The following is a 22,816-nucleotide window of genomic DNA, read 5'->3' on the forward strand; positions in this document are numbered from 1 at the left end:
GCCGTATGCCTCACGTTGAGCGCGTGATGCGCGCTCCTTCAGCGCTGGATTTGCTGATATTCACCGGCATCGGCAGTCACACTGCTCACCACCAGGATGGCAATGAACGAAGCGATAAAGCCAGGAATGATCTCGTAGACACCGGGCCCCCCCATGAACTCTCCGTTCCAGCCCAGTGAAATCCAGATCATCACGGTGACGGCACCCACCACCATGCCCGCGATGGCGCCGGCGCCGTTGGTGCGCGACCACATCAGCGACAGGATGATGAGCGGGCCGAAGGCTGCACCAAAGCCTGCCCAGGCGTTACTGACCAGTCCCAGGACCTGAGAGTCCGGGTCTGACGCGATAACGGCCGCAACCAAACCCACCAGTACGACACTGATCCGGCCGACGCCGACGGTTTCCTTGTCCGTCGCCTCTTTACGCAGGAACAGGCGGTAGAAGTCCTCGGTCAGTGACGAAGACGACACCAGGAGCTGGCTGGAAATGGTGCTCATGATCGCCGCGAGCAGGGCGGCATAGAGGAAACCGGTGATCAGCGGATGGAACAGCAGATCCGCCAGGATGATAAAGATCGTTTCCGGATCCTGGACATCCATGCCATTGCGGATCGCATAGGCCCGGCCGAACACACCCAGAGAGATCGCCCCGACCAGCGAGATGAGCATCCAGCTCATGCCGATGTTACGGGCAATGGGAACATCCTTCAGGGTGCGGATGGCCATGAAACGCACGATGATGTGCGGTTGCCCGAAATACCCCAACCCCCAGGTCACCGCAGACAGCCAGCCAATAAATGTCAGTCCCTCCGTCCACGACAGTAGCGTGGGATCGACTTCATTCAGGGTCTGTGACGCCTGGGAGAAACCGCCGCCACCTTCGCCAAAGAGCACCACCGCCGGCATGATCACCAGTGCCAGCATCATGATGCAGCCTTGCACGAAGTCCGTCATGCTCACGGCCAGGAAGCCGCCGATGACGGTATAGACAAGCACCACGCCCAGTGTGATGACGACCCCCGCGGCGTAGTCGCTCAGGCCACCAATGTTGATCACTCCGGAAAAGGCGCTCTCGAACAGCTTGCCGCCTGCCACCAGGCCTGACGCCGTGTAAACCGCGAAGAAGACGACGATGACGATCGCGGACACCGTTCTCAGCGACATTGCCCGAGTCGGAAACCGGTTTGCCAGGAATTCCGGAATGGTTATCGCGTTACCATAGTGCACCGTCTGTTCGCGAAGGCGTGGTGCGACCAGGGTCCAGTTGAAGAACGCACCCACGAGCAGGCCGATACCGATCCAGGCCGAACCCAGGCCGGATACGAACATTGCCCCGGGCAAGCCCAGCAGCAACCAGCCGCTCATGTCCGAAGCCCCGGCCGACAGGGCCGCCACTTGCGGACTGAGAGCCCGGCCACCCAGCATGTAATCTTCCGACGTGGATGTGGATTTGCGCATCGCATACAAGCCGATGGCGATCATAAGCGCAAAGTAGGCAAAAAGACTGATCCAAACCCCAATAGCCATAAAAACTTCTCCAGTTTATTAGGCCGGATGCAGATCCGACAGGTTGTTGGCACGCATGCAGGCCAGGACGCTGATGGCGAGCATCATGATCCGGTTGCGCGCGAAGGTGAAGCCGATGGCCATGTCGTCAGCAAGCATAGGGCCGACTCCCTTTGTCGTGTGACTGCATGCGGCAGCTGCCGTGTGCGTATGTGGGTGGTGGCCGATTCGTGGCTCGGGAATCGGCCGCTTGATTAGATATTAGTGGTCGCCAAAGTCTTCCGCCATTTCCCGAGCCCGGGCGGCGCAGGCCCGCATGGCCCCATCGACGGTACGGTCGAGCTCACATGGCGGTCGAGTTTCATGCCTGGAAAAAGGCGGGGCCAAGCATGGCCCCGCCTCTGAGTGCTTAATCGTCCCCCAGGGCCAGCAGGGAGGCATTGCCGCCGAGGGCGGCGGTATTGATGGTCAGCGTCTTCTCGGTGGCGAAGCGCAGCAGGTAGTGCGGGCCGCCGGCCTTGGGGCCGGTGCCGGAGAGGCCCTGGCCGCCGAAGGGTTGGACCCCGACCACGGCGCCGATGATATTTCGGTTCACGTAGACGTTGCCGACACGGATTTTCTGTGCGATCGCCTCGGCGAAGGATTCGTTGCGGCTGTGCACGCCGAAGGTCAGCCCATAGCCGCGGCCGTTGATCGACTCGATCACCCGGTCCAGCTCGCTGGCCTTGTAGCGCACGATATGCAGGATGGGCCCGAACTGCTCGCGCTCCAGGGCCTCGATGCCGTCGATCTGGAAGGCCGCCGGGGCCACGAAGGTACCGTGGGCGGTATGGGCGGGATCGAGGCGGGTCTCGGCCAGCAGCCGGCCCTCGCCCTTGAGCGTCTCGATATGCGCCATCAGCCCCCGACGGGCGTCCTCGTCGATCACCGGGCCCACGTCGGTGCCCAGGTCGCGGGGGTCGCCCACGCGCAGCTCGGCCATGGCGCCCTCGAGGATCTCGATGACCCGGTCGGCCACGTCGTCCTGGAGGTAGAGCACGCGCAGCGCCGAGCAGCGCTGGCCGGCGCTCTGGAAGGCGGACTGGATGACGTCGGCCACCACCTGCTCGGGCAGTGCGGTGGAGTCGACGATCATGGCGTTCATGCCGCCGGTCTCGGCGATCAGGGTCGGCAGCGGGGCGCCTTCCCGGGCCGCCAGGGCGCGGTTGATGATCTGGGCGGTGTCGGTGCCGCCGGTGAAGACCACCCCGGTGATGCGCGGGTCGCCGCTGAGCACGCTGCCCACGGTGGGACCGTCGCCGGGCAGCAGCTGCACCACGTCGCGGGGCATGCCGGCCTCATGCAGCAGCTCGATGACCCGGTGGGCGACGATCGAGGTCTGCTCGGCGGGCTTGGCCAGCACGGTGTTGCCGGCCACGGCGGCGGCCACCACCTGGCCGCAGAAGATCGCCACCGGGAAGTTCCAGGGGCTGATGGCGGCGAAGACGCCCTTGCCGCCCAGCATCAGCTCGTTGGACTCGCCGGTGGGCCCGGGCAGGGCGGTGGGCTCGGCGAACAGCGCCTCGGCGCGCATGGCGTAGTAGCGGCAGAAATCCACCGCCTCCTTGATCTCGTCGACGCCGTCGGTGAGCAGCTTGCCACCCTCCCGGGAGCACAGCGTCATCAGCTCTGCCATATGCTCTTCCATCAGGTCGCCCAGGCGGCGAATGATGGCGGCCCGCTCCGCTACCGGGGTGGCCTCCCAGCGGGGGAAGGCGGCCCAGGCGGCATCCACGGCCCGGGCGGCCTGCTCCTGGGTGGTCCACTGCACGCTGCCCACCCGCTGATTGCGGTCGAAAGGACAGGTCACTTCATGGGTCTGGGCGGCGTCGTCGGCCACCGCCACGGCCAGCAGCGGCTTGGCACGATAGGTCTTGTCCATGAAGCCCGCCATCTTGTCCATGAGCGGCTGGTAGTGGCTGCGAATATTCAAGTTCACTCCCCGCGAGTTCTTGCGTTGTGGTCCATAGATATCCCGCGGCAGCGGGATGCGATGATTGGCGTAGCGTTCGTGCTGGTTCAGGGTCTCCACCGGGTGCACGCAGAGCGACTCCACCGGCACCTTGGGGTCCACCAGCTGATGAACGAATGACGAGTTGGCGCCGTTTTCCAGCAGGCGGCGGACCAGGTAGGGGAGCAGGTCCTTGTGGGCCCCCACCGGGGCATAGATGCGGCAGTAGGTGCCCCGGGGGGCGCGCCTCAGGGCGGCGTCATAGAGCGCCTCGCCCATGCCGTGCAGGCGCTGGAACTCCAGCCGGCGGTCGGCGGCGTTGGCCAGTTCGAGGATGGCGCTGATGGTATGGGCGTTATGGGTGGCGAACTGCGGGAAGATACGCCCCCGGGTGTTGTCCGACAGTAGGTAGTTGGCGCATACCAGATAGGCCACGTCGGTGCTGGCCTTGCGGGTGAAGACCGGGTAGCCATCGACGCCGAGCTGCTGGGACTCCTTGATCTCGCTGTCCCAATAGGCGCCCTTGACCAGGCGAACCGGGATCTCGTCGCCCTGCAGGCCGGCCAGGCGGGTCAGGTACTGCAGGGCGGGCAGGGCGCGCTTGGAGTAGGCCTGCACCACCAGGCCGAAGTGCCCCCAGCCCTTGGCGGCGTCGCTCTCGTAGACGGCGCGGAATACCTCGAGCGACAGCTCCAGGCGATCCACCTCCTCGGCATCGATGGTAATGGCCACCTCGCGCTCCCGGGCCAGGGCGACCAGCTCGCGGACCGTGGCGGTCAGCTCCTCGAGGACCTGGCCGCGGCGGCCGAACTCGTAACGCGGGTGCAGCGCCGAGAGCTTGATGGAGACCGAGGGGGCCGGCGTCTTGGCGGGCAGCGCCTGGCTGGTCTTGCCGACCCGCTCGATGGCCAGGGCGTAGTCGTCGAAGTAGCGCTGGGCATCCTTGCGGGTGCGGGCGGCCTCGCCGAGCATGTCGTAGGAGTAAGTATACCCCTTGTCGAACAGCGGCCTGGAACGCTTCAGCGCCTCGTCGATATCGCGACCGAGGACGAACTGCTTGCCCATTACCTTCATCGCCTCGCGCATGGCGCGGCGGATCACCGGCTCGCCCATGCGGTTGACCAGCTTGTTGATGAAGCCGCTGGGCTTGCCGTCCCTGGGCTTGCCGTCCCTGGGCTTGCCGTCCCTGGGCTTGTCCATGGTGACGACCCGGCCGGTCATCAGCAGGCCCCAGGTGGAGGCGTTGACCAGCCAGGAATCGCTCTGCCCCACATAGGACTGCCAGTCCGCCGGGCCCAGCTTGTCCTCGATCAGTGCATCGGCGGTCTCCTTGTCGGGGATGCGCAGCATGGCCTCGGCCAGGCACATCAGCATCAGCCCCTCGTGGGTATCCAGGCTGTACTGCTGCAGCAGCTCGTCGATGGTATCCACGGCGGTATCCATCTCGCGCACTTCCCGCACCAGCTCGGCGGTCTTTCCGGCGATGCGCTTGAAATCGGCCTCATCGGCGGAGAGGAAGTTCACCAGCTCACCCACGAAGGTATCCTCGTCGACGATGTAGTGATCGCTGATACGCTGGAAGAGGGTATCGAGGTCCTGTTGCCAGGTGGATGCGTCGAGCAGGGTCTTGGCTGTGAGCATGTCACTCTCCCGGAAGCCTTTTTTGGATGGCTTGAATGTAGGGTGGGAGAGTCGTGAGCGTCTTGCCAATTTCTCGGCAGGAATTGTCAAAAAGCCGGGGTCTGTGACAAAAAGCCGCGAAAATTACGACTTTGGTCGAGTGCTGGCGAGCCGCTGGGAAGGTATCCGCCGTAGCTGGCCGGGGGGGTGGCCATAGTGGCGTCGAAAGGCGTGGGAGAGGGCGCTCTGGTTGGCGAAGCCGGTGAGGGCGGCGACCTCCGACAGCGGCAAACGACTCGAGACCAGCAGGCGATGGGCCGCCTCCAGGCGCTTGCGCAGCAGATACTGGTAGGGGGGCAGGCCGGTCTGGCGGCGGAAGCGCTCGCTGAAGTGCGCCTCGCTGAGGCAGGCCTCCTGAGCCAGGTCGGCTACCGTCAGGTGGCTGGCCAGATGGCGGTCGATAAAGCGATCCAGGGTGCGCAGATCCAGGGGGCGACCGGGCTGGGGGCGCTCTTCGGGAAGCAGGCGGGCGTGCAGGCAGCCCAGCAGGGTGGCGGTGAGCAGATCATCCTGAAGCCGCGGCACCGGGGCGCGAGCTTGCTCCAGTTCCAGGGTCACGAAGGCCAGGTAGCGGCGCAGGGGCTCGTCCAGGGCGAAGAAGCGCGGCGCGTCGAAGAGTCGGGCCAGTGCATGGTAGTGGCCGGTCAGGGGGGCCGCGTCTCCGGGCAGGTCGAGAATCAGCTGGCGGTTGTCGCCGATGCCTTCGTAGTAGTGCACATGGCTGGCGGGGACGATGCAGCCGGAGAGGGGGGCGATGGAGCCGCCCAGCCCCTCGATCTCGAATTCTGCGTGGCCGGTCAGCCCGATCACGATCTGGTGGAAGTCGTGGTCATGGTGGCGGGTGGTATTGTCGAGGGGGATCAGGCGGATGGCACTGGGCATGGCGCGACCTCGAGCTTCGGCAAACGGCGCAGGCGAGCCATTATATCAGTCTTTGGCCTTACGGACGTTACCGGGACTGTCGCCGTGCCTGATGGCGAGCCAGGTGCTCGCGGAGTGCCGCCAGTTCGGCGCAGCCTTCCCGGGTGAAGAGCTTGCCACCCTGGGCGGCCTGCCAGGGGCGGCCATGCTCGTCCATCAGGCGCTGGGCGCGGCGGCGGATGCCCTCCAGGGCGTCATCATGGCGGATCGGGTAGTTGACTAGGGTCTGCCACTCGGTCTCCTGTACCGTGCCCTCCAGGGCACGGTCGAACAGCGCCAGCAGGTCTTCGGCCTCGGTGCGGTAGCGGGGCGTGCGCGAGAGCAGCAGGATGGCCACCATGCCACCGATAATCAGCAGGCAGACGGCAAAGATCAGCAGGAATAGCGCCATGGGCAACCGCTCGTGGGACGCGTGCCGCTTGGGCGAGAACTTGCGCGAGCCGGGGGAGCGAAGAAGCAGCGACACGAGGGGAAATAGTGGAGCGGGTGAAGGGAATCGAACCCTCGTCTTAAGCTTGGGAAGCTTCTGCTCTACCATTGAGCTACACCCGCGAAGCGGAATGATAGTAAAAGCAAATGCTTAGGCTTGCAAGCCGCGATGGGGCTTTCTGCGGCCTTTCCCGCTAACTGATTGATCTTTCATGATTCTCCACGGCGAGAAGCACGAACGCCGCCGAGGCCGGCGGCGTTCTCCAGGTTCGTGATTCGCCTCAGGCGGTAAAGTGGGCCAAGGGCCCTTCTTGGGGCGTCAGCAGGGGAAAGCGCTGGGAGAGGCTGATCTGGCCCTGGCGAGCGATGGCGACCTGAATGCCGCGACCGCAGCAGCGACATTGCACATAGGTGTCGAGGCGCAGGCGCCGGGCGCTGAAGTCGCCACCGATGCGCGACAGGCTAGGCGCCGTTTCCCGGGCCCCGCAGGCGCAGTCGATGGCCCAGTGCTGAGTGTCGGTCTGGTAGACATGAATCGCTGGCATGCTGAGCCTCCTGTGAAGCGTGGTACTTCCTGTGCCCTAGTACCAGAGTGGCAGGTGAGGCTCGGTAATGCTGTCAGCCATTGCCGACAGGGGTTGTCGTATCTGGAGGAAAGAGCTCGCTGGAACAAGGGGTTGCCACGAATCAGGCAAGAGTGTTGAAAGTGCGGACAGAAAGTTTGCTTGGGCGTGGAGAATTTTCGCCGGCCCGTGGTCACACTGAAGGCGAGCACGATGAATTCAGTCGATGGCAGTCGCACTGAGTTTCCATTGGAGCTTGCGTTTCGATCCCTTTTGCCGCCCGTGCTTAGGCCCGGGCGGCTTTTCTTTGCCTGGCGATCGTCGGTCATACAGCAACCGCCCCGGACGAAGCCGGGGCGGGGAAAGGGAAGGGCGGTCCGGGGGCTAGCGTTTGCGCATCCGCAGGATGGCATTGATCACATCGCGTCGGGTGACGATGCCCACCAGGCGTTCCTGCTCCACCACCGGGTAGACCTTGGGCTTGGTGCCCAGCATCTCCTGGGCCAGGTCGGTGATGCTCTTGTTGGGCGTCACCGAGAGCACCTCGTGGCGCATCAGTTCCTTGATCAGGGGCGGTTCGTCATTGAGGTAGGTGCTCTCCAGCAGCTTGCCGAGCACGTCCTGTTCGGAAATAAAGCCAATCAGGTTATCGCGGTCGTCGACGACCGGCGCCCCAGGCAGGCGGTGGAGTGCCAGCCCTTCGACAAGGTTGGACACCGAGGCGTTACCGCGGACCCGATAGCAGTCGCGGGACATGATCTCACGGACGGTGGTAGGCGCCTTGTTGGGCATGGCGAGTCTCCTTTGCTGCGGTCGTGCCGGCCCGCTCTCGCGGGCCGGCCAGAGCGAGCGATGCCGTCGGTCAGTCACCGGGGCCACACTCCATGCAGCGCTCGACGATGCGCTCGCCGAGTTGGAGGTTGGCATTCAGGTCACGCAGTGCGGTGCGTAGCCCCTCCTCGATCACCGGGTGATAGAAGGGCATGGCCAGCATCTGCGCCACCGTCAGTCGCTGCTGCAGGGCCCAGGCCAGCAGGTGAGCCAGGTGTTCGGCTCGGGGGCCGAAGATTTCGGCCCCGAGGAAGAGCCCGCTGCCCTGCTCGGCATAGACCCGCATCCGGCCGCGATTGACCCCCATGACCCGGGAGCGGCCCTGATCCTCGAAGGAGACTTCTCCCATGGCCAGGCAGTCGCAGCCGCCGTGGCGTCGCTCGAGTTCAGCATAGCCGAGGCCGACGCTGGCCATCTGCGGGTCGCTAAACACTACGGCCAACGGTGCGCGACGCTGGGCGGCACGCAGCTCCGGGTAGCGGCCGGCATTGTCACCGGCGATGCGTCCCTCGTCGCTGGCCTCGTGCAGCAACGGCAACTGCTGGTTGGCGTCCCCGGCGATAAAGATATGGCTGGGGCCGCCATCGGCATTGCGGCACTGCAGGGTATGAGGGCTGAAGTCGGGGATACCTCGCTCGTCCAGGGCGAGATGGGCCTGGTCGATATCCAGGCGATCCACATTGGGGCGTCGTCCGGTGGCCGCCAGCAGGTAGTCGAAGCGTTCGGTAAGGCGCTTGCCACTGCCGCGTTCGATAAAGGTGATCACCACCGCCTCGCCATCCCGTTCGATGGTTTCCACCTTGGCGTCCGGATCGACATAGAACTCCCGGTTGAAGGTACGATCGGCGTAGGCGCGCAGGTCGGGGTCCTGAAGCGAGCCCAGGGCGCCACCGACGCCGAACAGGCGGATCCGCACCCCCAGGCGGTGCAGGGCCTGACCCAGCTCCAGGCCGATGACGCCGGGGCCGAAGATGGCCACCGACGCGGGCAGGTCGTTCCACTCGAAGAGATCGTCGTTGACCACCAGGCGATCGCCGGCGGCATGGAAGAAGTCCGGATAGCTGGGCCGCGAGCCGGTGGCGATCACGATGCGCTTGGCATGCACCCGAGTATGCTCATCGACGATCAGGGTATGGGGATCGACGAAGCGGGCATGGCCGCGCAGGCGATCGGCCTCGGGCAGCCGCTCCACCGAGTCGACCACGAAGCCAACGAAGCGATCCCGCTCACGCTTGACCCGGTCCATCACGGCCTCGCCATCGACGCGAATCCGGCCCTCCACATGCACGCCGAAGAGGTCGGTATGCCGGGCCTGATGGGCCGCCTCGGCGGCGGCGATCAGCAGCTTGGAGGGCATGCAGCCGACCCGGGCACAGGTGGTGCCATAGGGACCGGACTCGATCATCACCACCTCGCCGCCATGCTGCTTGGCGGCCCGGTAGGCCCCCAGGCCGGCGGTACCGGCGCCGATAATGGCGATATCGACCTGGCGTTCTTGCATCGTGCTTTCCTTCTTCCGTTAACGAGGGCGGCCCTGGAACCTCGCCGCGCGAGACCCTTCCAATCTAGTGAGTCTCCGGTGTGGGTGCCATGGCGTAGTAACGGCAGTATCCGTGGCGCGTTATGCTAGATAAAGTTGATTGGTTTGAATGATTTGATAGTCACGAGTAATCAAGAGTGGGAGGCGAGTCATCATGGATGCACGCGAATACCTGGCCAGGAAGGGCGTGGCGATCGGCAAGGACGAGGACAAGCCCAATACCCTGGAGGAGCTGGCCTGGTCCCGGGCCCGTCAGTCGGGCCAGCGTCCGCCCCGGGCGGGGACCCCCCACGACTGGGAGGACTGGGCGCGCTATCACGACGAGCTGGCCGGTGAGGCCGAGGCGCTGGGGCAGAAGATCGACCCCGAGGCGCACCTGCACTACGAGGCCGAGGGGCACGCCGAGGCGCCGCTGATAAGGCCCCGGCGCAAGAAGTCTTGAAGTTTCCGAGATGCAAATTTGTTGGCCTCAGGAGGCCGCTTCCCTGGTGGTAGTGGCCGGGGGCGTCAGGTGCTCGGCCAGATAGGCCTCCAGGCGCTGGAGTTCGGTATCGCTCAGGCGCAGTCCCAGCTTGGTGCGCCGCCAGAGGATGTCCTCGGCGCTGCGCGCCCACTCCCGCTCCACCAGGTAGTCCACTTCGCGGCGGCTCAGGCCGGCGCCGAAGTCCTCGCCGAGGTCGGCCTCCCCCCGGCAGTCGCGCAGGAACTCCAGGCACAGGCTGCCATAGCTGGCGGCGAAGCGTCGCGCCCGGGCCTCACCCAGGAAGGGATAGTCGGCCAGCAGTCGCGCCACGAAGGCCGCCTGGCTGCCGATATTGCCGCCGGGCAGGGGGGACTCGGCGGTCCAGGCCGGGCCCATGTCGGGTAGGTGGGGGGCCAACTGGGCCAGGGCGCTCTCGGCCAGCTTGCGGTAGGTGGTGATCTTGCCGCCGAACACCGACAGCAGGGGAGGGCCCTGGGTGTCCAGGTCGAGGGTGTAGTCGCGGGTCATGGCGGAGGGGTCGGTGGACTCGTCGTCGCACAGCGGGCGCACCCCCGAATAGGAGGAGACCACGTCGTCGCGGCTCAGTTGGGTGCGGAAGTGCTCGTTGACCACGGCGAGGATATAGCCGGTCTCCTCATCGCTGATCCGCACCTGGGCCGGATCGCCCCGGTAGCGGCGGTCGGTGGTGCCGATCAGGCTGAAATCCTGCTGGTAGGGCAGCACGAAGACGATGCGGCCATCCTGATTCTGCAGGATATAGGCGCGCTCGTCGTCGTGGATCCGCGGCACGATCAGGTGGCTGCCCTGGATCATGCGGATACCGTAACGGGAGCGCCGCTCCGTACCCTCGCGAATAAACTCCTCCACCCAGGGGCCCGCCGCATTGACCAGCGCCCTGGCACGGCGGGTCTGACGGCGCCCGCTGGCGCTCTCTTCCAGGGTGACTTCCCAGACATCGTCCACTTGGCGTGCCTGGACGCAGCGGGTACCGACCAGGATCTCGGCCCCTTGCTGCTTGGCCTGAAGGGCATTGAGGACCACCAGGCGCGCATCGTCGACCCAGCAGTCGGAGTACTCGAAGCCCTGGGTGATCTCGGGCTTGAGGGGGCCCTGGCCGGCGAAGCGCAGGCGCCGGGATCCGGCCAGGCTGTCGCGTTTGCCCAGGTGGTCATAGAGGAAGAGGCCGGTGCGGATCATCCAGGCCGGGCGCAGGTGAGGGCGGTGGGGCAGGATAAAGCGCAGCGGCCAGATGATATGCGGCGCCTTCTTGAGCAGCACCTCGCGTTCCTTGAGGGCCTCGCGGACCAGGCGAAACTCGCGATGCTCCAGATAGCGCAGGCCGCCGTGAATCAGCTTGCTGCTGGCCGAGGAGGTGGCGCTGGCCAGGTCACGCTGTTCGCACAGGGCGACCCGGAGGCCGCGACCGGCGGCGTCATTGGCGATGCCGGTGCCGTTGATACCGCCACCGATAACGAAGAGATCGAGAAGGGGAGTCTGCGAGGCCATGGTGTGCTTCCGTTGTCGTTATGAATCCGCAAAAAGTGCTGATGGTTGAAAACGAAAATAGAAGAAGGCCAGTTGAACATCAAGCGTTCGCGAGGAGCCGTTCCTGCGCCGGCAGCGGGAAGGGGACGAGGGGTTATGATTATTTCGTTGATTTTCAATGGTAAATTCGCGGATTCTCTGGCGTGAAACGGATCGCCATACGGCTGGGTTAGACGAATGTCGTATCTCTTGAAGGTGCGTTTTTGTTGTGTGTCGACGGCTTGGTGGCTAGATTCGTGATCGTAATCAAACATTGAGAATGAATTGATGTTCGATTTCATTCGTGGTCGATGTTTGAGAGTCCTCTGTTGGAGTGTCGACCTCCGCTTGGGCGCCCCGGATCGACCGGGGAGGCGTGGGTCGGCCGCGGCATGACATGACAACCAAAACGACAATGGAGAGCGTGATGACTCCCTTTCTGGGTGAGCTAATCGGGACGATGATCCTGATCATCTTCGGCGGCGGGGTGGTCGCCGGGGTGGTCCTCAAGGGCTCGAAGGCCGAGGCCAGTGGCTGGATCGTGATCACCTTCGGCTGGGGGTTGGGGGTGGCCATGGCCATCTATGCGGTGGGGCAGTTCAGCGGGGCCCATATCAACCCGGTGGTCACGATCGGCCTGGCCACCATCGGGGAATTTCCCTGGCGCCTGGTGCCCGTCTATGTCATCGCTCAGCTGATCGGTGCCTTCGTGGGGGCCCTGGTGGTCTGGCTGCATTACTTCCCCCACTGGGAAGCCACCGAGGATGCCGATGCCAAGCTGGCGGTGTTCTGTACCGCGCCGGCCATTGCCCATGCGCCGGCCAACCTGATCAGCGAAATCGTCGGCAGCTTCGTGCTGGTGCTGGGGGTGCTGGCCATCGGTGCCAATACCTTCAGCGAGGGCCTCAATCCGCTGATCATCGGCCTGCTGATCGTGGCCATCGGCCTCTCCCTGGGCGGGACCACCGGCTACGCCATCAACCCGGCCCGCGACCTGGGGCCGCGCCTGGCCCATTACCTGTTGCCCATCGCCGGCAAGGGCGGCAGCAACTGGAAATATGCCTGGGTGCCCGTGGTGGGGCCGCTGCTGGGCGGCATCGCCGGCGCCCTCTTCTATCGGCACGTGTTTATCGAGAACAGCGGCCTGGCGGTGGGGGTGGCCCTGGGAATCGTCGCCATCAGCCTGGCCGCCGGGGTCCTGGGGGCCCTGAAACGCACTTCCGTGGCGGATGCCTGAGCCTTGCTCGGACAGGTCCGCCCGTATGTCTCACAATGACAATAACCGTTGGAGCCAGGAGTCTGAACGCCATGCACAAACCCTATATTCTCGCCTTCGATCAGGGCACCACCAGCTGTCGCGCGATTCTCTTCGACCGTGATGCCCGCATCGTCGGCATCGCCCAGAAGGAGTTCACTCAGCACTACCCCACGCCGGGCTGGGTCGAGCACGACGCCATGGAGATCTGGGGCAGCCAGATGGGGGTCGCCCGGGAGGTGCTCGAGACCAACGGCATCAAGCCCTCCGAGGTGGCCGCCATCGGCATCACCAACCAGCGCGAGACCACCGTGGTCTGGGATCGCCACACCGGCCGGCCGATCTACAACGCCATCGTCTGGCAGGATCGCCGCACCGCGGAATTCTGCGACGAGCTCAAGGCCCAGGGGCTGGAGGCCTATATCCGTGACACCACCGGCCTGGTGGTCGACGCCTACTTCTCCGGCACCAAGGTGCGCTGGATCCTCGACAACGTGGCGGGGGCCCGGGAGCGGGCGGAGCGTGGCGACCTGCTGTTCGGCACCATGGACAGCTGGCTGGTGTGGAACCTGACCCGCGGCGAACGTCACGTGACCGACTACAGCAATGCCTCCCGCACCCTGCTCTATAACATCCGCGAGCTGGAGTGGGATGGACGCATGCTGGATGTGCTGGGCATTCCCTCCAGCATGCTGCCCGAGGTGCGCTCCTCCAGCGAGGTCTATGGCACCACCGGTGCCGAGATGTTCGGCGGTGCGCGGATTCCCATCGCCGGTATCGCCGGTGACCAGCAGGCGGCCCTGTTCGGCCAGGCCTGCTTCGAGCCGGGCATGGTCAAGAACACCTATGGCACCGGCTGCTTCCTGCTGATGAACACCGGCGAGACCCCGGTGCCGTCGAAGTCCGGGCTGCTGACCACTATCGCCTGGGGCATCGACGGCCGGGTCGAGTACGCCCTGGAGGGTTCCATCTTTATCGCCGGGGCCGCGGTGCAGTGGCTGCGCGACGAGCTCAAGCTGATCGACTCCGCCGAGGACTCCGAGTACTACGCCGGCAAGGTGGACGATGCCGGTGGCGTCTATGTGGTGCCGGCCTTCGCCGGGCTGGGGGCCCCCTACTGGGACATGTACGCCCGCGGCGCCATGTTCGGCCTGACCCGGGGCACCCGCAAGGAGCATATTACCCGCGCCACCCTGGACTCCCTGGCCTACCAGACCAAGGACGTGATCGATGCCATGCAGGCCGACTCGGGGATCACCCTCAAGTCACTGCGGGTGGACGGGGGCGCCGTGGCCAACAACATCATGATGCAGTTCCAGGCCGATATGCTGGGGGTGGACGTGGAGCGCCCACGGGTCACCGAGAGCACCGCCCTGGGGGCCGCCTACCTGGCGGGCATCGCCGTGGGGATCTGGACCCAGCAGGAGGTGGCCGCCAAGGGGGAGCTGGATCGCCTTTTCTCCCCGCAGATGGCCCCCGAACTGCGTGACCGCAAGTATCGCGGCTGGAAGAAGGCGGTGAAGCGCACCATGGACTGGGAGCGCGAGGATGCCGAAGAGGCGGCCGCCGACTGACGCGGCCCCGACAGTCTCTCTCGTAGCCTCTTGCCCCGACCCGTTCGGGGCTTTTTTGTGTTCAGCGGCGGTAGCGATAACTCAGGGACTCGTCCTTGCGCGGCCCCTGGATGGTCCAGCTCAGGTCGAAGCCCTCGTCCACCAGGCTCAGGCGGGCCCGGTAGCGATCCTCGCCGCACAGGTGCGCCTCGGCGCTGACCAGGGACGCCGGGCCCTGGGCAATCAGGGCGAAGAGCCATACTGCCTGGTCGGCGCCGCGGCGCTCATGGAAGAGGGCGATGCGTGTGTCACCCAGCTCCCAGCGGTAGCAGTTACTGAAGGGCACCGGCGTCGCCCGCCCCTCGAGGAGGAAGGTGCCGCTCTCGAAAAAGCGGATCGTCTTGTCCTGCGCCTCGACGCTCACCTCGACCCGTACTTCACCCCTGGCGCGGCCCGCCCAGCCGCTGCGGGAATCGGGGCCCGGGCGTGAGATGAAAGCGAGGCGGCGGATACTGGTCAGGCACTCGGCGAGGCGTATAATCGCGGTCAACTTTACTTTCCTTCGAGGTTTACCATGGGCTATCTGATCGGAGTCACCGGCCTCTGGGCCTTCTCCTTCTCGCTGATCGGCGTCTACCTGTCCGGTCAGGTGGACAGCTACTTCGCGGTGCTGGTGCGTATCGTCCTGGCGACCCTGCTGTTCCTGCCCTTCCTGAGGCCGCGCCGGCTGCCGGGGAGGCAGAAGCTGGCGCTGATGGGGATCGGCGCCATCCAGCTGGGGCTGATGTATATCTTCTTCTACCAGTCCTTCCTGCTGCTGTCGGTGCCGGAGGTACTGCTCTTCACCATCTTCACGCCACTCTACGTGACCCTGCTCGACGATGCCCTGGCCCGGCGCTTCTCGCCATTCTACCTGGTCACCGCGGCCATCGCCGTCCTGGGGGCGGCGGTGATCCGCTATGACGGCGTGGATAGCGGCTTCTGGCTGGGTTTCCTGGTGGTGCAGGGGGCCAACCTGTGCTTTGCCTTCGGCCAGGTGGCCTACCGCCATCTGGCGCCGCACCTGCCCGATGACCTGCCCCGGCATGGCGCCTTCGGCTGGTTCTATCTGGGCGCCCTGGCCCTGGTGGTGCTCGCCTTCCTGCTCTTCGGCAATGCCGAGCGGCTGCCCACCACCACCCTGCACTGGGGCGTGCTGGCCTGGCTGGGGCTGGTGGCCTCGGGGCTCGGCTACTTCCTGTGGAACCAGGGGGCGACGCGGGTGGATGCCGGCGCCCTGGCGATCATGAACAATGCCCTGATCCCGGCGGGACTGCTGGTCAACCTGCTGATCTGGAACCACGAGGCGGACCTGACGCGCCTGGTCCTGGGGGGCGCCATTATCGTCGCCTCCTTGCTGGTCAACGAATGGTGGGTGCGTCGCCGGAGCCTGGCGGCGCGGGCCTGAATCACCAAGCCAAGTTTGCTCGGGGTCTGTCGGGGCCGCATAATGAGCGGCCTCGAAGGGAGACGCCGAGCCTATGACAGCCTTCAAGACCATCGGCCTGATCGGCCGCCTGGGCAGCGCCCAGGTCGTGGAGACCCTCAAGCGCCTGATCCGCTTTCTCCACGAGGGCGGTTACCATGTGATCCTCGAGGATCGCACCGCCACCGTGCTGCTCGATCACGGCCAGCAGGAGGCCAGTCGCAGCCTGCTGGGCGAGATCTGCGACCTGGTGATCGTGGTGGGGGGCGACGGCAGCCTGCTCGGCGCGGCCCGCGCCTTCTGCCGCAGCGGCACTCCGGTGCTGGGGGTCAATCGTGGGCGCCTGGGCTTCCTCACCGATATCTCCCCGGACGACCTGGAGGAGAAGGTCGGCCAGGTGCTGGCCGGCGACTACGCGATCGAGGAGCGCTTCCTGCTCGATGCCGAGGTCTATCGCAACGACGTCCTGGTGGGCGGCGCCGATGCCCTCAACGACGTGGTGGTGCACCCCGGCAAGGCGGTGCGCATGATCGAGTTCGAGCTGTTTATCGACGACCAGTTCGTCTACAGCCAGCGCAGCGATGGGCTGATCATCGCCACCCCCACCGGCTCCACCGCCTATGCCCTCTCCGGGGGCGGCCCCATCGTCCACCCGCGCATCGATGCCATCACCCTGGTGCCGATGTTCCCGCATACCCTCTCCAGTCGCCCCATCGTCATCGACGCCGCCTCGGAGATCCGCATCCATATCGGCGAGACCAACGAGGCCTATCCCCATGTCAGCTGCGACGGCCAGACCCGGGTGGTCTCCAAGCCCGACGACGTCCTCTATGTCCGCCGCAAGCCCCAGCGCCTGAAGCTGGTGCACCCGCCGGGCCATAATTACTACGAGGTGTGTCGCAGCAAGCTCGGCTGGAGCAGCCGCCTGGGGAGCTGAGATGAGTGGATGCGAAGGCTATGACCTGATCGGTGACGTGCACGGCTGTGGCGCCACCCTGGCGGCCCTGCTCGAGAAGCTGGGCTACCATCGGCGCGGCGGCGTCTATCGTCATCCACGGCGCCGGGTGATCTTCCTCGGCGATCTGATCGACCGGGGGCCGCGTATCCGCCTGGCGGTACGCATCGCCCGGCGCATGGTGGAGGAGGGCGAGGCGCTGATCGTGATGGGCAATCATGAATACAACGCCCTGGCCTACTGTCACCCGGACGGCGAGGGACAGGGCTGGCTCCGGCCCCATAGCCCCCGCCATAACCGCATCATCAAGGAGACCCTGGAGCAGTACCACGACCACCCGGCGGAGTGGGACGATACCCTGACCTGGTTTATGCAGATCCCGCTGGTGCTGGAGCTCGAGGGCCTGCGGGTGGTGCATGCCTGCTGGGATCACGCCCTGGTGGCGGAATTGCGGGCCCGGTTGCCCGAGGCGCGCATGGATGAGGCTTTCCTCCGCGAGTCGGTGCATCCCGGCAGCGCGGCTTTTCGCATCCTCGACCGCCTGACCCGGGGCAGCCACCTGCGCCTGCCGGAGAATATCAGCATCCACTCCGGGGACGGCTTTACCCGCCAGAGTTTTCGCACCCACTTCTGGGCCCGCCACCCGCGTACCTATGGTGACGTGGTCTTCCAGCCCGATAACCTGCCCGGCGACCTGGAGTGGCGCCCCCTTAGCCGCAACGAGCGGAATAGCCTCAGCTACTACGGTCCCGAGGAGCCGCCGCTGTTTATCGGCCACTACTGGTGCGAGGGCATCCCGGCCCTGCCGACCCACAATATCGCCTGTCTCGACTACAGCGCGGTGAAGTTCGGTCGCCTGGTGGCCTACCGCTGGAGCGGCGAGGCACGCCTGAATGCCGACCACTTCGTCTGGGTGGACGTGCCCCGGGACGAAGAGGCCCGGCCACGCCCCTGGGAGATCGATTGCGATTGATACGAAGGGTTACAAAATTCCCGGGAGAACCGCTGAACCAAGTCGCCGCCTGGTCATCTCACTAGGTGTTCCCTTGAATGATCCCTTGCTCTTGTCCGGCGGCCCCTCCGCCGGACTTTTTCTTGTGCCTTGGAAATGGAGTGCCTTGGAAATGGAGTGCCTTGGAAATGGAACAGTGGGACCGCGGCGGTCCGCTAACTCCCGGTTCCGGCCGGATTCTATTTAGCTTCTTAAGGCCGGAAGGGCTGGTCATGGCATCATCGTTGGAATCGCTGAGGGCGCTGGGGGCAGGCCGGAGCAAAGCGTCTTTTTCAGGGACGAAAAAGTCGAGCGTCCATGGACGGATTCACAGCGTCTTTGCGTAGTGCCTGCCCCCAGGGTAGCCCCGGGCCTCCGTGCACAAAGAGTGCTAACTGCGATAGCCCTGGGGCCGCGGCGGCCCGCTTACCGACGGCGGCGATGCCGATGGTAAACTAGCCGGGAACCCTTCGAGGACCGCTGCCCCATGTACAAGGTGTTGACCCTGCCCCGCGATGTGGACACCCGCCCGCTGCGTCAGGCCCTCTGGGCCCACCACATCGGCCACCGCTTCACCGAGGATGACGAGGGCTACACCCTGTGGCTGGCCGACCCGGAACAGCATCAGCAGTTGTTGCGGCTCATCGAGCGCTGGCAGCGCGGCGAGCCGCTGATGCCTCGGGGCGCTTCCCGGCGCGCCGCGACCCCGGCCTGGCTGATGCCCTTCCGCCTGGCGCCGGTCACCGCCAGCCTGCTGGCCGCCTGCCTGGCGGTCTTCGGCCTGATGGCGCTGTTCGGCGACCTGGTGATCGCCTGGCTGGCCATCGTGCCCCTGGCGGTGGCCCGGGGCAGCCTGGTGGTGGGCGACATGAGCGATGTGCTCCTCGGCCAGCCCTGGCGGCTGTTCACCCCGGCGCTGCTGCATTTCGGCTGGATGCACCTGATCTTCAATATGCTCTGGTTATGGTATTTCGGGCGCCAGATCGAGGCGCTGCACGGCCGCGGCCGCATGCTGATGATCGTGGCCCTGAGCGGGGTGGGAGCCAACCTGGCCCAGTACGTCACCGGCACGGTGCTGTTCGGCGGCATGTCCGGGGTCGACTTCGCCCTGCTCGGCTATGTGTGGCTGATGTCGCGGCGCGCCCCCCGCAGCGGCTTCTTCGTGCCCCAGATGCTGGTGGTCTTTATGCTCGGTTGGATGGTCTTCACCATGACCGATATGGCCGCGGCGGTGGGCTTCGGCAATGTGGCCAACGAGGCCCACCTGGGGGGCCTGGTCGTGGGCCTGGCCCTGGGCTGGTATTATTCGGGCCGCGCCCGCCAATCCTGAGGAGTGACCATGAGCGAGATGACCTTCGAGAAGATGATTCGCCAGATGACCCCGGCGATCTACGCCAGCCTCAAGCAGGCGGTGGAGTTGCGCAAGTGGCCCGATGGGCGCCGCCTCAGCGAGTCGCAGCTGGCGCTCTGCCTGGAGGCGGTGCTCAAGTACGAGGTGGAGCATGACGTCCCGGAAGCGGCGCGGGTCGGTTACCTGGAGCGTGCCGGTTGCTCCTCCCAGCAGGGCGACGAGGACGAGATCAAGTGGGTGAATTGACGGCGCTGGCCAGTGGCTGCCTGAGCAAGATGGCCATCGAGCCGGGGCAGGGGGGAGAGCCGGCTCGCTATGCGCTGTGTGCCGGCGACCAGCGCCTCGACCTCAACGCCCACCTCGGCCAGCCGCTGCGGCTGACCTGGAGCGGCGCGATCGCCTGCACCCACTGCGGCCGGGCCACCAGGAAGAGCTTCGCCCAGGGCTACTGCTACCCCTGCTTCAAGCGGCTCGCCCAGTGCGATACCTGCATCGTCAAGCCGGAGACCTGTCACTTCTTCGCCGGCACCTGTCGCGAGCCGCAGTGGGCCGAACGCCACTGCTTCCAGCCCCATGTGGTCTACCTGGCCAACTCCTCGGGACTCAAGGTGGGCATCACCCGGGGTACCCAGGTGCCGACCCGCTGGCTGGACCAGGGTGCCATCCAGGCGCTGCCGATCCTCGAGGTGGCGACCCGCCAGCAGTCCGGTTTCGTGGAGATCCTCTTCAAGGAAGAGGTGGCCGACCGCACCAACTGGCGGGCCATGCTCAAGGGCGAGGTGGCGCCCCTGGACCTGGTCGCCGAGCGGGATCGGCTGCTGGCGCGGTTGGATGGCGGACTGGCGGCGCTGCGCGAGCGCTTCGGCGGCGAGGCGATTCGCGTGCTCGATGCCGCGCCGGTCACCCTCGATTACCCGGTGCTGGAATTCCCGCGCAAGATCGTCTCCCATAACTTCGACAAGAAGCCGGTGGTGGAGGGCACCCTGATGGGGCTCAAGGGGCAGTACCTGATCCTCGACAGCGGGGTGATCAATTTGCGCAAGTTTACCGGCTATGAGGTGACCCTGGAGGTGGCCTGAGGTGGCAAGCAAGCGTTAAGACGACGACATCGCCCAGGCCTTCGCCTGGGCGATGTCGTTGGTGGCGAGAGGGCGAGGACTCAGGCCCGGGAGCTGACCCGGCTATCGCGTTGACGGGCCTGGCCATTGGGGCCGTAGAGGGGCTTGCCGGCGGCCTCGCGCAGGAAGTCGAGCATCTGCTGGTTCTGGCGCATGCGCTCGCGAATCAGCGAGCCATTGGTGGCATTGAGCTCGCGGACTCGCTCGGCCAGGGCCATCAGGGTGAGCCAGGCGTCCAGGCAATCGGCCTCCTCGGCGGCCTGGCGGGCGCCTGCCCGCCCCTCCACGTAGCCCAGCCTGGCCTGGGCCTGGCGGCGCTGACTCTCCAGGGCGTCGAGCTCCCGGAACAGGCGCTGCTTGGTCTCGGCCAAGCCGGCCAGCTCGTCGCCATCCACCTGCGCCTTGGCCAGGGCGGCGGTCTCCTCGCGCAGGGTCTCGCACAGGGCGTCGAGGCGCTGCTGCTGTCGCTGCAGGTGGTTGGCCAGGCCCATGTCAGAGCTCCTTGAGGCTATCGATCAGGCCGTCGGCGATGCGCTCGGCGCGAATCTCCAGGCGGCCCTCGCTGATCGCCTGGCGAATCTCGTTGACCCGCAAGCTGTCGACATCCTGGCTGGCGTCCTGGGCCTTCTGGCTGAGGTGGGCCACCGCCGCCGGGCTGCCCTGGGATTGTCCCGCCGCGCCCTGGGACGCCGCCTTCTCCTGGCGCTGGGTCTCCACCTGGGTGGGTCGCTGGGGGGGATGAGAACTATCGATCTTCACGCCTAATGCCTCTCGCCGGGGGTGCTTACCCCTATTATCGGCGCTCGCGCCGCTGACTTTAACCCCGTGGCCAAGAAAATCGCCGCGATACCCTGCGCGATATCCTAGAGGGCCACGGCCAGGCGCCCGGGGGCGATCACCTCGGCCTCGATGATCTCGCGGCCGCTCAGGCGCACCCGCACTCGCTCGCCGTGCCCCCCCTCATCCAGGGCCTCGCCCTCGCGGGTGACCCGGAAACCCCGGCCATGGGCTTCCACCACCACTCGCTGGCGGCGCTCCACCAGGGGCTCGGCGCGCAGCATCGACGCCAGCAGCGGCCGGCCCTCACCCAGGGGGCGGGTCAACTGCAGGCCCAGGGCCGCGTCGATCTCGCGCAGCGCCTGGCGCGGCAGGCGACCTAGGTCGCCGCGCTCCAGGCGCAGATCGTCCGCGCCAAGACGCTCTCCCGGGCTCAGCTGGCGCGCCGCCACCGGATAGTCACCGAAGACCGTCAATTGGGCCTGGAGGTAGCGCACCTGGCGGCCCTCGTCGCCGCAGCGCACGCCCACCGACACCCGCCCCGGGGCGAGCTCCCGCTGCCCGGGCAGGAAGGGCTCCGCCGCCTCGCAGGCGGGAAACTGGCCGGCCGGGGGATGCACCTCGATCATCACCTCGTCACCGAGGGCCTGGCTCTGCTCATACAGGAAAGCATGCACCGTCTCCAGCAGGGGAGCATCGTCGCCCCATGCCGTCGCCGGCAGAGCCAGTAGCAGCGCCAGGGGCAATATCAGCAGGCGTGGCAGCAGTGACATGAGAAATCGCCCGGGAGAAGTGAGGACTACGATTCTATGCCGCCTGACGGCGTCGTAGCAGATGAATTGACCGTGAATTCCGCGGCTGTTTATCCCTTTGCCCTGACAGGGGGCTGGCTATGCTTCAGCCTCGTCTTTTTCTATCGGCCACGGGGACGTGCCCATGATCGATCAGCTTTCCGAGTCGCTGCGCTTCCATCAGGAGGCGCTGAGCCTGCGCAACCAGCGTCATGAGGTGTTGGCCAGCAATATCGCCAATGCCGATACCCCCAACTACAAGGCCCGCGATTTCGATTTCGCCAGCGAGCTGTCTCGTGTCATGAGTCAGGGGCGGACCAGTGGCGGCGGCCTGGGGTTGGCCACCACCTCGGCACGACACCTGCCGGGGCAGGGGCCGGTGGCCGGCCTCGATGACCTGCTCTACCGGGTGCCGGACCAGCCCAGCCTGGATGGCAATACCGTGGACATGGATCGCGAGCGCACCCAGTTCGCCGATAACGCCGTGCGTTACCAGGCCTCCCTGACCCTGATCAATAGCCGTATCCAGGGTCTCAAGAACGCCATGCAACCCGAGTGATCGCCCCCAGGCTAAAGGAGCAGCCCGTGTCGATGTGTTCCGTGTTCGATATCTATGGATCGGTCATAAGCGCCCAATCCCAGGGCGCGAGTGATCGCCGTTAGGCTAAAGGAGCAGCCCGTGTCGATGTTTTCCGTGTTCGATATTTCCGGGTCGGCCATGAGTGCCCAGGCCCAGCGAATGAATGTCACCGCCAGCAACCTGGCCAATGCCGATAGCGTGGCCGGGCCCGATGGCGAGGCCTACCGCGCCAAGCAGGTGATGTTCGAGACCCAGGCCCAGGGCCGCCATGGCGTCGGCGGGGTGCGCGTCACCCAGGTCGTGGAGGACCCGGGCCCCATGCGCCTGGAGTATCGCCCCGAGCATCCCCTGGCCGATGAGCAGGGCTATGTGACCCTGCCCAACGTGGAGCCGGCCCACGAGATGGTCAATATGATCTCCGCCTCGCGCTCCTATCAGGCCAACGTCGAGGTCATGAACACCAGCAAGCAGCTGATGCTCAAGACCCTGACCCTGGGCGAGGGCTAAGCC

At 65.8% G+C, this 22,816-nt stretch carries 23 protein-coding genes and 1 tRNA gene; 11 read left to right on the forward strand and 13 right to left on the reverse strand.

The window, feature by feature from the left end:
- Window positions 1-38: 38 nt before the first annotated feature.
- The 8 genes from putP to ACQ1W9_RS05975 all read right to left on the reverse strand — a co-directional run bounded on the left by putP (window position 39) and on the right by ACQ1W9_RS05975 (window position 9,423).
- The gene (putP, locus tag ACQ1W9_RS05940; RefSeq protein WP_431025775.1) at window positions 39-1,529 is read right to left on the reverse strand and encodes a sodium/proline symporter PutP; all 1,491 of its coding nucleotides are present in this window, start codon (window positions 1,527-1,529) and stop codon (window positions 39-41) included.
- Window positions 1,530-1,917: 388 nt separating this feature from the next.
- The gene (putA, locus tag ACQ1W9_RS05945) at window positions 1,918-5,139 is read right to left on the reverse strand and encodes a bifunctional proline dehydrogenase/L-glutamate gamma-semialdehyde dehydrogenase PutA (protein WP_431025776.1); all 3,222 of its coding nucleotides are present in this window, start codon (window positions 5,137-5,139) and stop codon (window positions 1,918-1,920) included.
- Window positions 5,140-5,262: 123 nt separating this feature from the next.
- Window positions 5,263-6,060: a helix-turn-helix domain-containing protein gene (locus tag ACQ1W9_RS05950; protein WP_431025777.1), complete on the reverse strand. Its 798-nt coding sequence runs from the start codon at window positions 6,058-6,060 to the stop codon at window positions 5,263-5,265.
- Window positions 6,061-6,127: 67 nt separating this feature from the next.
- On the reverse strand, window positions 6,128-6,490 hold the full coding sequence (locus ACQ1W9_RS05955; RefSeq protein WP_431025778.1) for a hypothetical protein: 363 nt from the start codon (window positions 6,488-6,490) through the stop codon (window positions 6,128-6,130).
- Between the two features lie 87 nt (window positions 6,491-6,577).
- Window positions 6,578-6,651, reverse strand: a tRNA-Gly gene (locus tag ACQ1W9_RS05960).
- 158 nt (window positions 6,652-6,809) lie between these two features.
- Window positions 6,810-7,073, reverse strand: coding sequence for a hypothetical protein (locus ACQ1W9_RS05965; protein WP_431025779.1), 264 nt, complete (start codon window positions 7,071-7,073; stop codon window positions 6,810-6,812).
- Between the two features lie 402 nt (window positions 7,074-7,475).
- Window positions 7,476-7,883, reverse strand: a complete 408-nt coding sequence (locus ACQ1W9_RS05970; protein ID WP_346061254.1) for a CBS domain-containing protein — start codon at window positions 7,881-7,883, stop codon at window positions 7,476-7,478.
- Window positions 7,884-7,953: 70 nt separating this feature from the next.
- Complete coding sequence (locus ACQ1W9_RS05975; protein ID WP_431025780.1) at window positions 7,954-9,423, reverse strand: dihydrolipoyl dehydrogenase; 1,470 nt, start codon at window positions 9,421-9,423, stop codon at window positions 7,954-7,956.
- A gap of 193 nt (window positions 9,424-9,616) precedes the next feature.
- Here ACQ1W9_RS05975 and ACQ1W9_RS05980 point away from each other — a divergent pair, with 193 nt between their 5' ends.
- Entirely contained in the window at window positions 9,617-9,904 is a 288-nt protein-coding gene (locus ACQ1W9_RS05980) for a hypothetical protein (protein WP_431025781.1), read from the forward strand.
- A 27-nt stretch (window positions 9,905-9,931) separates the two neighbouring features.
- On the opposite strand, the gene glpD is transcribed toward ACQ1W9_RS05980, so the two are convergent.
- The gene (gene glpD / locus ACQ1W9_RS05985) at window positions 9,932-11,452 is read right to left on the reverse strand and encodes a glycerol-3-phosphate dehydrogenase (protein ID WP_431025782.1); all 1,521 of its coding nucleotides are present in this window, start codon (window positions 11,450-11,452) and stop codon (window positions 9,932-9,934) included.
- A gap of 445 nt (window positions 11,453-11,897) precedes the next feature.
- Here glpD and ACQ1W9_RS05990 point away from each other — a divergent pair, with 445 nt between their 5' ends.
- Window positions 11,898-12,707, forward strand: coding sequence for an MIP/aquaporin family protein (locus ACQ1W9_RS05990; RefSeq protein ID WP_431025783.1), 810 nt, complete (start codon window positions 11,898-11,900; stop codon window positions 12,705-12,707).
- A 71-nt stretch (window positions 12,708-12,778) separates the two neighbouring features.
- A complete protein-coding gene (gene glpK, locus ACQ1W9_RS05995; protein ID WP_431025784.1) occupies window positions 12,779-14,299 on the forward strand; it encodes a glycerol kinase GlpK in 1,521 nt (506 codons plus the stop codon).
- A gap of 61 nt (window positions 14,300-14,360) precedes the next feature.
- Here the strand turns inward: glpK and ACQ1W9_RS06000 are convergent, their stop codons facing one another.
- On the reverse strand, window positions 14,361-14,828 hold the full coding sequence (locus ACQ1W9_RS06000; RefSeq protein WP_431025785.1) for a DUF6314 family protein: 468 nt from the start codon (window positions 14,826-14,828) through the stop codon (window positions 14,361-14,363).
- 24 nt (window positions 14,829-14,852) lie between these two features.
- On the opposite strand from ACQ1W9_RS06000, the gene ACQ1W9_RS06005 reads away from it, so the two are divergent.
- The 6 genes from ACQ1W9_RS06005 (at window position 14,853) to ACQ1W9_RS06030 (ending at window position 20,119) form a co-directional block, all read left to right on the forward strand.
- Complete coding sequence (locus ACQ1W9_RS06005) at window positions 14,853-15,725, forward strand: carboxylate/amino acid/amine transporter (RefSeq protein WP_431025786.1); 873 nt, start codon at window positions 14,853-14,855, stop codon at window positions 15,723-15,725.
- Between the two features lie 73 nt (window positions 15,726-15,798).
- Window positions 15,799-16,680, forward strand: coding sequence for an NAD(+) kinase (locus tag ACQ1W9_RS06010; RefSeq protein ID WP_431025787.1), 882 nt, complete (start codon window positions 15,799-15,801; stop codon window positions 16,678-16,680).
- Window position 16,681: 1 nt separating this feature from the next.
- Entirely contained in the window at window positions 16,682-17,671 is a 990-nt protein-coding gene (locus ACQ1W9_RS06015) for a metallophosphoesterase (protein WP_431025788.1), read from the forward strand.
- A 505-nt stretch (window positions 17,672-18,176) separates the two neighbouring features.
- Window positions 18,177-19,019 (forward strand): rhomboid family intramembrane serine protease, encoded by an 843-nt coding sequence (locus ACQ1W9_RS06020; protein WP_346061268.1) that lies wholly within the window; start codon window positions 18,177-18,179, stop codon window positions 19,017-19,019.
- A 9-nt stretch (window positions 19,020-19,028) separates the two neighbouring features.
- Entirely contained in the window at window positions 19,029-19,286 is a 258-nt protein-coding gene (locus ACQ1W9_RS06025) for a YeaC family protein (protein ID WP_346061269.1), read from the forward strand.
- Between the two features lie 29 nt (window positions 19,287-19,315).
- Complete coding sequence (locus tag ACQ1W9_RS06030; protein ID WP_431026413.1) at window positions 19,316-20,119, forward strand: DUF2797 domain-containing protein; 804 nt, start codon at window positions 19,316-19,318, stop codon at window positions 20,117-20,119.
- Window positions 20,120-20,199: 80 nt separating this feature from the next.
- On the opposite strand, the gene ACQ1W9_RS06035 is transcribed toward ACQ1W9_RS06030, so the two are convergent.
- From ACQ1W9_RS06035 to flgA, 3 genes are all read right to left on the reverse strand, one after another.
- Entirely contained in the window at window positions 20,200-20,649 is a 450-nt protein-coding gene (locus ACQ1W9_RS06035) for a flagella synthesis protein FlgN (protein ID WP_431025789.1), read from the reverse strand.
- Between the two features lies 1 nt (window position 20,650).
- The gene (gene flgM / locus ACQ1W9_RS06040; RefSeq protein WP_431025790.1) at window positions 20,651-20,917 is read right to left on the reverse strand and encodes a flagellar biosynthesis anti-sigma factor FlgM; all 267 of its coding nucleotides are present in this window, start codon (window positions 20,915-20,917) and stop codon (window positions 20,651-20,653) included.
- Between the two features lie 104 nt (window positions 20,918-21,021).
- Window positions 21,022-21,708: a flagellar basal body P-ring formation chaperone FlgA gene (flgA, locus tag ACQ1W9_RS06045; protein ID WP_431025791.1), complete on the reverse strand. Its 687-nt coding sequence runs from the start codon at window positions 21,706-21,708 to the stop codon at window positions 21,022-21,024.
- Window positions 21,709-21,871: 163 nt separating this feature from the next.
- On the opposite strand from flgA, the gene flgB reads away from it, so the two are divergent.
- Entirely contained in the window at window positions 21,872-22,285 is a 414-nt protein-coding gene (gene flgB, locus ACQ1W9_RS06050) for a flagellar basal body rod protein FlgB (protein ID WP_346061273.1), read from the forward strand.
- A gap of 120 nt (window positions 22,286-22,405) precedes the next feature.
- A complete protein-coding gene (flgC, locus tag ACQ1W9_RS06055) occupies window positions 22,406-22,813 on the forward strand; it encodes a flagellar basal body rod protein FlgC (protein WP_346061274.1) in 408 nt (135 codons plus the stop codon).
- The last annotated feature ends 3 nt before the right edge of the window (window positions 22,814-22,816 follow it).

Source organism: Halomonas sp. H5 (assembly GCF_050613175.1).
Lineage (GTDB): Bacteria > Pseudomonadota > Gammaproteobacteria > Pseudomonadales > Halomonadaceae > Bisbaumannia > Bisbaumannia salifodinae.

Coding starts and splice junctions, on each gene's coding strand:
- putP (WP_431025775.1), bottom strand. CDS start 1,529: ATGGCTATTGGGGTTTGGATCAGTCTTTTTGCCTACTTTGCGCTTATG.
- putA (WP_431025776.1), bottom strand. CDS start 5,139: ATGCTCACAGCCAAGACCCTGCTCGACGCATCCACCTGGCAACAGGAC.
- ACQ1W9_RS05950 (WP_431025777.1), bottom strand. CDS start 6,060: ATGCCCAGTGCCATCCGCCTGATCCCCCTCGACAATACCACCCGCCAC.
- ACQ1W9_RS05955 (WP_431025778.1), bottom strand. CDS start 6,490: ATGGCGCTATTCCTGCTGATCTTTGCCGTCTGCCTGCTGATTATCGGT.
- ACQ1W9_RS05965 (WP_431025779.1), bottom strand. CDS start 7,073: ATGCCAGCGATTCATGTCTACCAGACCGACACTCAGCACTGGGCCATC.
- ACQ1W9_RS05970 (WP_346061254.1), bottom strand. CDS start 7,883: ATGCCCAACAAGGCGCCTACCACCGTCCGTGAGATCATGTCCCGCGAC.
- ACQ1W9_RS05975 (WP_431025780.1), bottom strand. CDS start 9,423: ATGCAAGAACGCCAGGTCGATATCGCCATTATCGGCGCCGGTACCGCC.
- ACQ1W9_RS05980 (WP_431025781.1), top strand. CDS start 9,617: ATGGATGCACGCGAATACCTGGCCAGGAAGGGCGTGGCGATCGGCAAG.
- glpD (WP_431025782.1), bottom strand. CDS start 11,452: ATGGCCTCGCAGACTCCCCTTCTCGATCTCTTCGTTATCGGTGGCGGT.
- ACQ1W9_RS05990 (WP_431025783.1), top strand. CDS start 11,898: ATGACTCCCTTTCTGGGTGAGCTAATCGGGACGATGATCCTGATCATC.
- glpK (WP_431025784.1), top strand. CDS start 12,779: ATGCACAAACCCTATATTCTCGCCTTCGATCAGGGCACCACCAGCTGT.
- ACQ1W9_RS06005 (WP_431025786.1), top strand. CDS start 14,853: ATGGGCTATCTGATCGGAGTCACCGGCCTCTGGGCCTTCTCCTTCTCG.
- ACQ1W9_RS06010 (WP_431025787.1), top strand. CDS start 15,799: ATGACAGCCTTCAAGACCATCGGCCTGATCGGCCGCCTGGGCAGCGCC.
- ACQ1W9_RS06015 (WP_431025788.1), top strand. CDS start 16,682: ATGAGTGGATGCGAAGGCTATGACCTGATCGGTGACGTGCACGGCTGT.
- ACQ1W9_RS06020 (WP_346061268.1), top strand. CDS start 18,177: ATGTACAAGGTGTTGACCCTGCCCCGCGATGTGGACACCCGCCCGCTG.
- ACQ1W9_RS06025 (WP_346061269.1), top strand. CDS start 19,029: ATGAGCGAGATGACCTTCGAGAAGATGATTCGCCAGATGACCCCGGCG.
- ACQ1W9_RS06030 (WP_431026413.1), top strand. CDS start 19,316: ATGGCCATCGAGCCGGGGCAGGGGGGAGAGCCGGCTCGCTATGCGCTG.
- ACQ1W9_RS06035 (WP_431025789.1), bottom strand. CDS start 20,649: ATGGGCCTGGCCAACCACCTGCAGCGACAGCAGCAGCGCCTCGACGCC.
- flgA (WP_431025791.1), bottom strand. CDS start 21,708: ATGTCACTGCTGCCACGCCTGCTGATATTGCCCCTGGCGCTGCTACTG.
- flgB (WP_346061273.1), top strand. CDS start 21,872: ATGATCGATCAGCTTTCCGAGTCGCTGCGCTTCCATCAGGAGGCGCTG.